At 59.3% G+C, this 12,686-nt stretch carries 10 protein-coding genes; 1 reads left to right on the plus strand and 9 read right to left on the minus strand.

Annotated features, from left to right (window positions below; all coding sequences use genetic code 11):
* Positions 1-114 precede the first annotated feature (114 nt).
* Positions 115-1,341 (plus strand): MFS transporter, encoded by a 1,227-nt coding sequence (locus PAB09_RS12530; RefSeq protein WP_442873764.1) that lies wholly within the window; start codon positions 115-117, stop codon positions 1,339-1,341.
* 16 nt (positions 1,342-1,357) lie between these two features.
* On the opposite strand, the gene dnaB is transcribed toward PAB09_RS12530, so the two are convergent.
* From dnaB to PAB09_RS12575, 9 genes are all read right to left on the minus strand, one after another.
* Complete coding sequence (gene dnaB / locus PAB09_RS12535; RefSeq protein ID WP_271033967.1) at positions 1,358-2,905, minus strand: replicative DNA helicase; 1,548 nt, start codon at positions 2,903-2,905, stop codon at positions 1,358-1,360.
* Positions 2,906-3,105: 200 nt separating this feature from the next.
* Positions 3,106-5,190, minus strand: a complete 2,085-nt coding sequence (locus tag PAB09_RS12540) for a glycoside hydrolase family 15 protein (RefSeq protein WP_271033968.1) — start codon at positions 5,188-5,190, stop codon at positions 3,106-3,108.
* 661 nt (positions 5,191-5,851) lie between these two features.
* Positions 5,852-6,304 carry a 50S ribosomal protein L9 gene (gene rplI / locus PAB09_RS12545; protein ID WP_271033969.1) on the minus strand — a complete coding sequence of 151 codons (453 nt, stop codon included), beginning with the start codon at positions 6,302-6,304 and terminating at the stop codon, positions 5,852-5,854.
* A gap of 121 nt (positions 6,305-6,425) precedes the next feature.
* Positions 6,426-7,046, minus strand: a complete 621-nt coding sequence (locus PAB09_RS12550; RefSeq protein WP_271033970.1) for a single-stranded DNA-binding protein — start codon at positions 7,044-7,046, stop codon at positions 6,426-6,428.
* 126 nt (positions 7,047-7,172) lie between these two features.
* Positions 7,173-7,460, minus strand: a complete 288-nt coding sequence (rpsF, locus tag PAB09_RS12555; protein WP_271033971.1) for a 30S ribosomal protein S6 — start codon at positions 7,458-7,460, stop codon at positions 7,173-7,175.
* Between the two features lie 286 nt (positions 7,461-7,746).
* Entirely contained in the window at positions 7,747-7,938 is a 192-nt protein-coding gene (locus tag PAB09_RS12560; RefSeq protein ID WP_271033972.1) for a hypothetical protein, read from the minus strand.
* Between the two features lie 50 nt (positions 7,939-7,988).
* On the minus strand, positions 7,989-9,473 hold the full coding sequence (locus tag PAB09_RS12565) for a glycosyltransferase family 87 protein (RefSeq protein ID WP_271035398.1): 1,485 nt from the start codon (positions 9,471-9,473) through the stop codon (positions 7,989-7,991).
* 366 nt (positions 9,474-9,839) lie between these two features.
* Entirely contained in the window at positions 9,840-11,978 is a 2,139-nt protein-coding gene (locus PAB09_RS12570; RefSeq protein ID WP_271035399.1) for a transglycosylase domain-containing protein, read from the minus strand.
* Between the two features lie 304 nt (positions 11,979-12,282).
* On the minus strand, positions 12,283-12,651 hold the full coding sequence (locus PAB09_RS12575) for a DUF5318 family protein (protein WP_271033973.1): 369 nt from the start codon (positions 12,649-12,651) through the stop codon (positions 12,283-12,285).
* Between the last annotated feature and the right edge of the window lie 35 nt (positions 12,652-12,686).

Raw genomic sequence — 12,686 nt, forward strand, 5'->3', positions numbered from 1 at the left:
CGCAGCGCGCGCCTGGATAACCTCCCCCTCACCCCTAAACACAAGCGCATGCTATTTGGATCCGGCCTCGGCTGGGCGCTGGATGCGATGGATGTCGGCCTTATTTCCTTCATCATGGCTGCCTTAGCCAAGCACTGGGGACTAACCGCCACCGATACCTCCTGGCTAGCCTCAGTCGGTTTCATCGGCATGGCCATCGGCGCGACGTTCGGCGGCCTGCTTGCTGATCGCTTCGGCCGCCGCCGCATCTTCGCCCTCACCTTGTTGACCTACGGCATCGCAACTGGTGCTTCGGCCCTATCGACGGGCCTAGCGATGCTTATCGTCTTAAGGTTTATCGTGGGCTTGGGGCTCGGTGCTGAGCTCCCCGTTGCCTCAACTCTGATCTCTGAATTCGCTCCGGTTAAAGTACGCGGCCGCATGGTCGTGGCATTGGAGGCTTTTTGGGCACTGGGCTGGATTGCGGCCGCTGCCATCGGCGCCTTCGTGGTCTCTGCCAGCGACAACGGCTGGCGCTGGGCCTTAGCGCTAGGTTGCGTGCCTGCGCTGTATGCCCTCTACGTGCGCCTGGGCTTGCCGGAATCCGTGCGCTTTCTGGAATCCCGCGGCAGGCTCGCCGAGGCCGAGCAGGTCGTACGTTCTTTCGAGGAACAGGTCCCCGTAGAAGAACTGAAACGCATCCGCGCGCAGGCAAACGGCCTAGACAAGAGCGCGCCTGTGAGCGTCGGGAAGCACGATGACTCAGAGGCGGAAACCGCGACCTCGATCTGGGCACCCGCGCTGCGCGGACGCACCGCCGCACTGTGGACGGTTTGGTTTTGCATCAACCTCAGCTACTACGGCGCCTTCATCTGGATCCCTTCCCTGCTCGTGCAAGACGGCTTCAGCCTCGTCAAATCCTTCCAATTCACCCTCATCATCACTTTGGCGCAGCTGCCCGGTTACGCAGCGGCGGCGTGGCTCATTGAGGTGTGGGGAAGGCGCACAACGCTGGCGGTGTTTTTGGCTGGCTCCGCGATCGCCGCGGGTCTTTACGGCTTCGTCGACACCACGGCGATGATCATCGTCGCCGGATGCTTGCTCAGCTTCTTCAACTTAGGCGCCTGGGGTGCGCTGTATGCCATCGGACCGGAGCTGTATCCCACCAAGGTGCGCGGGGCCGGCACCGGGGCGGCTGCGGGATTCGGACGCATCGCCTCGATCATCGCCCCGCTCATCGTGCCGCTGATCATCGGCGCCGCCGGCCGCAACGCCTTGTTCCTACTCTTCGGCGCGGCCTTCGTCATCGCTGCGATTGCTGCCTGGACCTTGCCGGAGCAAAAGGGCAAGGTCTTGCACTAGCGTTAAGCTGCTGAAACTAGCCGCGAGCCATGTCCACGAAGCGCGAGTAGTGCAACTGGTGTGCCACCTGCACGGTGTCGATGGGTCCGCCGCGGTGCTTGGCTAGGATAATGTCCGCCTCACCGGCACGCTCGTTGTCCTTGTCCTGAGAGTCAGGGCGGTACAAGAGCATGACCATGTCGGCGTCCTGCTCCAGCGAGCCGGATTCACGCAGGTCGGCGATCTGCGGGCGCTTGTCGGTACGGGATTCCGGACCACGGTTGAGCTGCGAGATGGCAATCAGCGGGACATCGAGTTCCTTGGCCAAAAGCTTGAGCTGGCGGGAGAACTCGGAGACTTCCTGCTGGCGCGATTCCACGCGCTTGCCTGAGCTCATCAGCTGCAGGTAGTCGATCACGATCATCTGCAGATCATGCTTCTGCTTGAGCTGGCGAGCCTTCGAGCGAATCTCCATCATGGTGAGGTTGGCTGAGTCGTCAATAAACAGCGGGGCGTTTTCGATTTGTCCCACCCGCGTGGCCAGCTTGGCCCATGCCTCATCGTTGAGGCGGCCCGCGCGCATGTCGGAGAGCTTGACCTCGGTCTCAGCGGACAACAGGCGCATGACGATCTCTGACTTCGACATTTCCAAGGAGAAGACGACAGCGGTCTTGCCGTGCTTGATGGAGCACGACCGCACAAAGTCCAAAGCCAGGGTGGACTTGCCCACGCCGGGTCGGGCGGCCACGATGATCATCTGACCGCCGTGCAGGCCGTTGGTCAAGTTATCCAAGTCGATGAAGCCGGTTGGAATACCCATCGCCAGGCCACCGTTGGTGGTGATCTCATCGAGCTCATCCATCGTCGGCTGCAGCAGATCCATGAGCACGGAATAGTCTTCCGTCTTTGACTTCTTGGCGATATCGAAGACCTGTTGCTGCGCCATGTCGATCACGGCGTCGATCTCCGCGCCTTCGGTTCCCTCATAGCCGAGCTGGACGACGCGAGTGCCTGCGTCGACAAGCTTGCGCAGCAGCGCCTTTTCGGCAACGATTTCTGCATAATAGCGGGCGTTAGCGGCTGTCGGCACGCTCGAGATAAGCGTGTGCAGATACGGCGCACCGCCAGCGCGCTCAAGATCGTTATTGCGATCGAGGCGCGCGGCGACGATCACCGCGTCGATCTCCTTGTTATCCGCAAACAGGTCAATGATGGCCTGATAGATCAGCACATGCGCCGGACGGTAGAAGTCCTCGGGGCTGAGCAGCTCGATGATGTCGACCACCGTGGACGGGGACATGAGCATAGCACCCAACACGCCCTGCTCAGCCTCATTATCATGCGGTGGCTGACGAAACTCGCCGAAAGGATTGAGATTGGCATTCCGGTTGGCGCCACCGCGCTTGCGATCCCCGCCCCGCCACTGTTGACGCGGACGCGATTGGGCAAACGCCGGGGTGAGCTCAGTGCCAAAATCCGGTGGGTAGTCCAAATCATCGGGCACTGGGGGCTCATCATTGACGATTGGTGGTACGAAGTCATCGTCAAAGCTTGCATTGCTTGCGCCATCTAAACCTGCGGACACAATACCCCACGCCTTCCATGTATCGTTTTCACCCCGTTGCGCCAACGCACAACGAATAAAGACGCGCCCCGAAAGGCGCCCTACTGATTGTAGGACTAAATGCGGCGCGGGTGGGTTCCCTCTCCCCGCAACAAGGTGATCACCACGAAACGGCAGGGCTCCACCCGCAAGGATGCGCCTGCGACCTCTGGTCTTTGTAGTTAGCTGGCCTGCTCTTTTTCCTTCCGGGCGATGGCATCGGCGGCGCGAATAAGCGCAAGGTGGGAAAAGGCCTGCGGGAAGTTTCCCGCCAGGCGCTTATTGATGGGATCGTATTCCTCGGCCAGCAGGCCGACATCATTAGCAACGCCTGCGACCAACTGCATCTTCTCTTTAGCCTCCGCCAGCCTCCCGGAGGCGGCGTACTGCTCGATGAGCCAGAACGTGCAGATCAAAAACGGACTCTCGTCGCCGGCAAGCCCGTCGACACCGCCCTCGGTGCGGTAGCGGAAAACGAACCCGTGCTCGTCCACGAGCTCCTTTTCAATCACCGCCACGGTAGCCAGCATCCGCGGATCCGATGCCTCGATAAACCTGGTATGCGGGAGCTGCAGCAAGGAAGCATCCACCGTGTCACCCTCGTAGAATTGCGTAAACGCGCCCAGGCTTTCGTTGTAGCCGTTCTTGAGAATCTCCTCGCGCAGCCGATCGCGATAAAACCGCCAACTTTCCACATCACCATCGAGGCCGTGTTGCTCGACTGCCCTAATGCCTTCGTTATAGGCCGCCCACATCATTACTCGACCGTGGGTAAAGAAGCGCTGTTGCCCACGCATCTCCCAAATGCCGTGGTCTTTGACGTGAATGTGCGAGGTCTGATAGTCCAGGAGCTGTTTTTGCAGGCCCCACGAGTATTCGTCTTCCTTGTATCCGGCATCGCGCAGCCTTGCCAATGCCAGCATCACCTCACCGACCACGTCGGCCTGATACTGCGCGGCCGCGCCGTTGCCGATGCGCACCGGGCGGGAATCCGCATAGCCAGCAAGGTGGGGCAATTCCTTTTCTTGCAGCTCTCGCTCGCCGCCCAAGCCATACATGATCTGCAGGTTTTCCACATCCCCTGCCACCGCACGCAGCAGCCAATCCCGCCAGTCCAACGCGCCCTCGACGAGCCCGTGGCTGGCCATGACTTCCACGGTCAGGGCCGCATCGCGCAGCCAGGTATAGCGGTAGTCCCAATTGCGTTCGCCACCGAAGTCCTCCGGCAGACTGGTGGTCGGGGCTGCGACGATGCCGCCGGTATCTGAATGGGTCAGCGCGCGTAGCACTAGCAAAGACCGACGTACGAGCCGCGCCCAGGGTGAATCCACCTCGACTGCGGCCAGCCAGGACTGCCAGAAATCCTTGGTCAGCAGCAACGCCGAATGCGCATCCATGGGAACCGGCAGTTGTTGCCACGACGGGAACCAGGTCAGCGACCATGCCAGGCGTTCGCCGGCGGTCATGCGGAAGCTGCCCACCAGCCGTGGCAGTAGCCCGGATTGGCCTTCTTCAAGGTCATCGTCCGTGGCAGGTGTGAGCATCGGCCCGTGCAGCAATAATCCATCCGGCCCGGCTTTACACACCAAGACCTGTTCCCCTGTGTCGGGCAGCACCTGATTGCTAAACCACGGCAATGCGCGCGCATAATTGAAACGCACCCGCAGGTCTTGGACGATGGTGACCTCACCGCTGATACATTCCACTATCCGTACAACGTCTGCCTGCACCGTGGACGGCGGCAGGAAGTCAATCACTTTGGCGGTGCCCGTGGGGCACTCCCAGATTGTCTCGACGATGAGGGTATCCCCCAGATACCGGCGCTCGCGCACCATGCCACCGCGAACGGCCAGGCGCCAGCGACCATCATCGGCGGTACCGAGCAAGGCGCTAAAGACCGCCGCGGAGTCAAAGCGTGGCAGACACAGCCAGTCGATCGAACCCTCTCTGGAAACCAGCGGCCCCGTCTGCAGATCACTGAGCAGCGCGTAGTCCTCGATGGGGGTGATGTGCCGTCTGCGGGTGCTAGCGTCCTTGCCCGCTTGAGCACTTGACGATGATCCCTCAGAATCGTGTGGTGCCGCCCCTTTCTGCTTGCCGACGCTCGCCGGGCCTGGCTTCTTGTCCGCCACCTGGCCGCCAGCAGGTTGGCCTTGATTCTGTGCACTACCTGCTTCCGCAACCTTACCGAGGCCGCGCTGATGAAGGCCCTCAGGGATGGCCTCGTTCGGAGCGATTGTATCCGGTGGTGTGTTGCGTTTTTCCATAGCCCATTTCTACACGATGGCTCCGACCTCGCGACAGGTCTTTTCGAACACCCCCACCCCAGCGGCCTGAACACGTTTCCCCTGAATCCTAAAAATGACGGCGCTAATCCACGTGATTTTTCTTAAGTTTTGGGCAGTCCCCACAGGGTTGTCGACATCGAGTAAGCGTGGTTGTCCACAGAGTTATCCACAGGTGTCCACATTGCTTGGGGAAATCCGTGGTGAAAACTCACACCTTCTGTGGATAAGTGATGGACGTACCACCACCCCGGGTCGAAACGCCTACTATTCCCGCTGGTCACAGCCTTTTTGAGTTTTTCACCGGCCTGTGGAATTCGATGAAAATTCAGTGAACAACCTTGTCACCTGCGGGTTTGACAAACGGAATTTTGGTGTTTTTTAGCCCTAAACCCATATGCAGGGCATTCTTTTTTCAATTTGTCCCCAGCGTTATCCACAGGTAAAAAAATCCAGATGTCAAGGTCGTAATTCTCACAGGTTTGCGGAGTATTCCTTCCTCCGATCTATCACCTAGCGGTGTCTGCATCACGCCAGTTGGGGTGAGAATAAACGAACGGCCCCACTCCCGTTGAAGGGGAGGGGGCCGTTCGTCTGCTGTTGTCGTTGGGCTAGAAATCTAGCCGTTGTTGTTGCCTAGAGATTAGGCAGCAACAACCTCAAAGTTCACCTTTGCTGCGATGTCGGAGTGCAGCTTTACGTTCACGGAGTACTTGCCCGTGGACTTGATCAAGCCCTTAGGAAGTTCGATGGAACGCTTGTCCAGGGTCGGGCCGCCGGCCTGCTTGACAGCAGCGGCGATGTCCTCAGCGGAAACGGAGCCGAAGAGCTTGCCCTTGTCCGAGGTACGGACTGCAACGGAGACACCCTCGAGTGCCTCAACTGCAGCCTTGACTTCGCGTGCGTGATCGAGATCGCGAATTGCGCGAGCCTCCTGAGCACGCTTGATGCCCTCGATCTGCTTCTCGGCACCACGGGTGGCCACGATGGCCAGGCCGCGAGGAAGCAGGAGGTTACGTCCGTAGCCGTCCTTGACCTCCACGATGTCGCCTGCGACACCGAGGTTGTCAACGTCGGCGGTGAGGATCAGCTTCATGATCCCTGCCTTTCGTTTTACGGCCTCTTTCCCTATTGGCACCTCCAGCCCAAGCGGGGCGAAAGTCTCCAGGAAAGAGGAAAGTGTGAAAATCAGTTGATATTAGTGCTTATCGATCGCCTTAGAACGGCGGATCGTCATCGGCACCACCGAATCCACTAGCTGGTGGCGCACTGTTCCATGGGTCTGGTTCGGTGCTGCCACGTTGGGCCTGCTGCGATGAGCCCGGCTGACCCTGGAAGCCGCCCTGGTTGCCTTGGTTAAAGCCACCTTGAGCACCTCCGCCGAAGCCGCCCTGGCCGCCGCCATTGAAGCCGCCACCATTGTTTCCGTAAGAACCACCAGCGTTGCCGCCGCCAAAGTTGCCGCCCTCGCGGGCGTTGCGGTTGACGGTTGCGGTTGCGTAGCGCAGGGATGGGCCGACCTCGTCGACGTCAATCTCCATGACGCTACGCTTTTCACCCTCGCGGGTTTCGTAAGAGCGCTGCTTGAGGCGACCGGTGACGATAACGCGGGTGCCCTTTGTGAGGGATTCCGCCACATTCTCGGCGGCCTGACGCCAGATGTTGCAACTGATGAACATAGCTTCGCCATCGACCCACTGGTTCGTCTGATTATCAAATCGACGTGGGGTGGATGCGACGCGGAAATTCGCCACCGCAGCACCGTTGGGGGTGAAGCGGAGCTCTGGGTCGGCGACAATGTTGCCGACAACAGTGATGTTGACGTCTCCCTGTGCCATGTTCTCTTCCTTAAAGTCGAACTGCTTGTGGTACTTAACGTGGAACTTTTGTGGATTGGATGCGCAAGAAGAAACCGGTTCACTTACGCCAAAAGTTCAGCTTTGCCTCAAATATAGGCGAAAGCGTTACTTGTCGTTGCGCAGAACCTTGGTACGCAGAACGCTGTCGTTCAGGTTCAGAACGCGGTCGAGCTCCAGGACGGTAGCGGACTCGCAGTTGAGGTTCACTACAGCGTAGATTCCCTCTTCCTTCTTGGCGATTGGGTAGGCCAGACGGCGCTTACCCCAGATATCAACCTTTTCCACGGTGCCGTTTTCCTTGCGGACGATCTCGAGGAACTTGTCCAGGGACGGGGCAACAGTGCGTTCATCCTGGGAAGGATCCAGAATGACCATAACTTCGTAGTGACGCACGGACCTCATCACCTCCTATGGTCTTGTAGTAATTTGATTCGGCCACAGCCCGAATTGGCTGTGGCAGGAGGGTTCGTTGCGTCAGCAACCTTTCTAAGATAACGGAAGTCATCCCAAAAGTCCAGCCCACGCGCCCGCATTTGCGCACTTCCGCTCCAACTCTGCCTACTTCACCCGCAGCGGCGAGACAATGGACCCGAATCCAAGGCACGGTTGACTTGTGCGACTGAAAAGAATGTGTGCCTTGGGTACGGCAGGGGACGAAAGTCCGTGCCCGTGGCAGTCCCTAGCTCGGGTTGTTGGCCACGTATATTCCAATGAGCAAGGGCACGATGGTGATAAGCACGATCGCGATGCTAAATAGCGTCCATATCTGCTTCTTTGATTTGTTGTACATGAAGCTGGCAAAAGCCGAACCGAAGAAGAGAAAGCCCACGAATACGCTTCCCATGGTGGCAAACATTACTGGCATTGACATTGCGATGATTTCCTTTGTTGAGTTTGCTTTCCGACGTCCACGGGACGTACTTATTCGGCGACATGCTTGACGTCGCGGGAGGCGTGAGCTTCTGCCTCAAGATTCACGTCAGTAGCCTCGGCTGGTTTCTTCACTGGTGACTGCGACACCACCGGAACGATCTCGTCATCGAGCTCTCCAGCCAGCGGGTCATGCCCATCATGATCCCGGCGCACGGGATCAACTCGCTTGCCCAGCATCTGACGAATAACCAGCACCGCAATGGCGATGATGAAGCCATCCCGACCGAGAACGAAAATGTCGAGGAAGTGTCCCGGCACGCCCTTGTTGTCTTCACCCATCATGTGCCACATCAGGACTGGCCACGTAAGAGCGTCGGTAAGCGCCCAGGCAAAAATGAGACGCCAATTCGGCAAGGCCAACGCCGCGAGGACGACAAGCCAGAGCGAATACTGCGGGCTCCACACCTTGTTGGTCAACAGGAAGGCAGCAACAATGAGATAACACAGCTCGGCCACCCGGGGACGTCTGGCGACCATGATGCCTAACGCCGCAATCGCCGCACACGCTCCCAAAAACAAAATGAACGAGACCGTGTTAAGAGTGGTCGGCGTACCGGGACCGTCGAACCCAGCCCAGCCGAACTCACGGGAGATGACCGCATAAATGGTGGTCCACTCCCAGCCGCGGGTGGTATTAAGGCGGTAGAACTCGCCCCAGGCCTGCGGGTAGGCAAGCCACACACCCACGTTGCACACGACCCACGTGACCACGGTGGCCACGGTCATCTTCACCAACGGCACGAAGTTGCGGCTGCGCACCGACAAAACGAAATACGCGCCCAACAGGAAAAGTGGCCACAGCTTGATGGAGATACCGATGCCGATCCATACGCCAGCCATCCATGCATTGCGTCGACTAAACGCCCACAACGCCAGCGTCGCCGCCAAGATCGAGGGAATGTCCCAGTTGGTGAATGCATGCATGATCACCAGTGGAGAACATGCCACCAGAATGGCGTCCCACACGCGGTTGCCTGCCAGTTCGGCCACCAGCCGAACCACGCACACCCACATCATTCCCATGACCAACGCACTGAGGGAAAAGTAAACTGCAACTTCCGGGATAGCCAACGGGAGTACTTCCACCGCGGGGTAGATAGCACGAGTAATCACGGCCATGATCCACTGGAAAATGCCCGCTAGCACGGGGTATTCCATGTATCTTGTGCGCTCACCCTCCACCCAACTGTAGGCATAGGGGAATCCCGGTGCGTCAAGCCCACGTCCGCCATAGAGCGGAACGATGTCGTTGTAGCAGGCTGAGGTGTATTGGCGATTGCCGGCCCAGTCCAGCACCGCGACCCCGTCGACCATGTTGCCCTGAATGCAGTTGGCCTTGGCAAGGAACCCTAGGCTCAGGAAAGTTAGCGACGCCACAATGAGCACGCGGATGGGGGTCCACAACCGCTGCGTGCCGGCCCGGGCGAAGCGTCCCAGCGGGCCGCCGATGAATGCCGCGAAGTCCGAGGCAATAGGCTCGGTGGCTACCGGGGAGACCCTGCGAGAGGGATCGCTAAGGAAGACGCGCTTGCCGCCCGCCGCCTCATGGGCACCGCCTTCACGCCTGTGGGTCGTGGTTCGTGCTTGCTGTGTAGCCACCGCGAATCCTTCGAGCTCCTAGTGATCCTTCGCGCAGCTGTAACCACAGGGGCTGCAACTGCATTTCTTTTACTAAACCCTAACGCACCCGCGCGACACGCAAACCCATGCGCCGTCCCAGCAGGCCACATGAAGTAACAAAAGGGGGCGCGCCGCAGACGTTGTGCAGCGCGCCCCTGTCTTTACCGAGTGCGGTTTCAAGGACACTTGATTGCCTGTCGACGCGGGCAAGCAACCAAACTATTGCCCGATCAGCTCACCAGGGATGACCACTCCTGGCAAGATCTCCACGCCACCGCCAGTATCGGTACCGGCGTCGGTATCTGCGCCAGCGCCGACTCCCGGATCAACCGGGGCCACCTGCTCGGCGGGCGCATCGGGTACCGCCGTGTCGGAGGTACCGCCGGTAGTGGTCCCCTCAGTGTAGTCACTGTAGCCACTGCCATTGTCGTAGTAGCTCCAGGTTTGACCGTAGGAGCCTTCCTTGTAGAAGCCCATTTCCTCAGCTGGTTTGAAGGTCTCGTTCGGCTTGTCCTCTAAGGCGCCGTCGAGGATGTCCTTCCACGTCGAGGCGGGCAGGCCTGATCCGTACATCAGGCCACCCCAGGAATTGAGAAGCGGAGAATTGTCATCGGTGCCAGCCCACACTGCGGTCGCCAGCTGCGGGGTCGCGCCGATCATCCAGGCATCCTTGTTGTAGCCGGTATCCCCCAGCTGAGTGGTACCGGTCTTCGCGGCAGATTGGCGACCTCCTGCCAAAACGTTGCCATTGGAATAGGACGCAATCGGCAGCATGGCGTCGAGCACGTTGGTTGCCACCCAGCTCGGTACGACCTCCTGGGCGGAGGCGTTGGCATCGTGCTGGTAGAGGACCTCGCCCTCCGCGGTCTCGACCTTCTCAACGAAATAAGCATCATGTCGCACGCCATAATTGGCTAGGGTTGCTAGAGCGTGTGCCATATCCAGCGGACGGGACTGGTACTGGCCTAGAATAACGCCCTCATAGGGCTGGCCACCGTTTTCGGTCAGCGTCTTGTCGATCCCCGGCAAAGACTCCGCTACGCCCAATTTGTGGGCCATGTCGGCGGTGTCCTGCGTGCCGTTTTCCAAGTCATCCTGCAGGCGCAGGAAGCTGGTGTTGTAAGAGTTCAGCAGCGCCGTTTTGATCGAGCAGGCGCCACAGCCACCGCCAACATTGGTGACGGTAATTCCACCGGGCAGGGCGTACGGATCGGAACTGTAGTACGTGGATGTCGGAATGCCCTGTGCTACGGCCGCCGTGAGGCCGAAAACCTTAAAGGTCGAACCGGTCTGCAGTGCCGCGTTCGCATAGTCATAACCGGTGGCGTCCTCACCACCGTAGTAGCCACGGACGGCGCCGGTGGCAGGCTCAATCGAGACTGCTGCCATGCGGATCTTGCCGCTTTCGCCCTCGAGGTTGCTGCGAACGGCATCGACGGTGGCGTTTTGAACCTGTGGGTCGATGGTGGTGGTAACGCGCAGCCCCTTGGTCTCCACGTCTTCCTCGGTGATGCCCACGGAGGCCAGCTCGCTCATAACCTGGTTCCTGATGTGACCGTTGGTACCCTCTGCCTCGGTGTAGGCGCTGGTCAGGGCCGGATCAATGGTCTCCGGATAGACGAGGTTGGCGCGGGTGGTGGCATCGAGCCAACCGGAGCTCACCATGCCGTCGAGTACATAATTCCAGCGATCTTCTGCTTCTTCGCGGTTGTACCACGGATCAAGCTGGGAGGGACGCTGAATGGAGGCGGCCAGCACGGCCGACTGAGACACATCGAGCTGGGAAGCGGGAATATCGAAGTAAGCCTGGGCGGCGGCGTCAATGCCGTAGGCATTGCGGCCGAAATAGATGGTGTTGAGATAGGCCTCGAGCACCTGGTCCTTCGACCACTCATTGGCCATCTTCACCGAGTAGACCAGCTCCTTGGCCTTACGGGTGTAGGAGTGTTCCTCTCCCACCACCATCTTCTTGACGTACTGTTGCGTGATCGTCGAGCCGCCGCCGGCGGAAGCATTGCCGGTAATTTGTCCCAGGGCGGCACGAGCAAAGCCGGTAATGGAGAAACCGTTATTGCTGTAGAACTCGCGATCCTCCGCAGCCAACACCGCGTGGCGGGTGTCCTCCGGAACGGTGTCGAGGCTGACTTCTCGGCGGTTGCCTTCCGGTGGCACGATGCGTGCCAGCTCCGTGGTCGAGTCGGAGGCGTAGATCTCGGTGACCTGCTTGGTCTCCAATTCACCCGGCTTCGGCACGGTGGCTGTGGTGTAGCCGATGCCGAAGGCAACAAATGGGATCAAGATGATGACCAACAAGAGGGCTAGCAATGAGTTGCGCAACGTCTTGCTCTTCTTCTTCAACTGTCGCTTGCCACCCGAGGCCTTGGTGGTGCCACCACCTGCAGTGGAGCCCTCAGGTGTGGTGGGTGAGCTGTTATTTCCTGCCACTTAAAATCCGTGCTTCCTCAATGTGCGCGTTACCGTCAACTCTGACTGCGCGCCGTGCACTGATCGGGTTGCAAACCGACGTGCGGGCGCCTAGCCAGACTAAATCTAAATACTGAGTCTAAAGCCAAGTGGGCTATTTATTAAGGTCGCCACTTCGAAATTGACCTCACCTTGTATCTTTTTGCGTATTCATCACCATTGCCCTGCCTTAGTCGTCTTAGTCTGCCTGCCATGACACGGTGACTTCCTTGAGGAGGTGATTCCAACGACAGTCCGGGCACACCTCCACCGTGTGCATGCGAAAGACCTTGCCTTCAACCGCAAAGCGCTCGATTTCTTCCACGCTACGAGCCGTGGACGACCCCTTCCCGAGGGCATCGCCGTAGACCCAATAGACCTGGCGCAGCTCCTCACTCTCGCACACAGGACAGGGGTAGCCGGCCGGGAACCCGTGGTAGCGGGAGGCGGTCACAAGGATAAAATCCGCATCACATAACTGCTGCCTTGCCACGATCCCCGCCGAATAGTTCGCCAACACCCGAGCCCGGTTGAGCCGGTGGGAGATCTCCCCGCTGAACTGCATCATTCGTCCCAGTCTAACCATCCCCTCTTTCCTGTGGC

Source organism: Corynebacterium sp. SCR221107, from assembly GCF_027886475.1.
In the GTDB taxonomy this organism is placed as follows: Bacteria; Actinomycetota; Actinomycetes; order Mycobacteriales; family Mycobacteriaceae; genus Corynebacterium.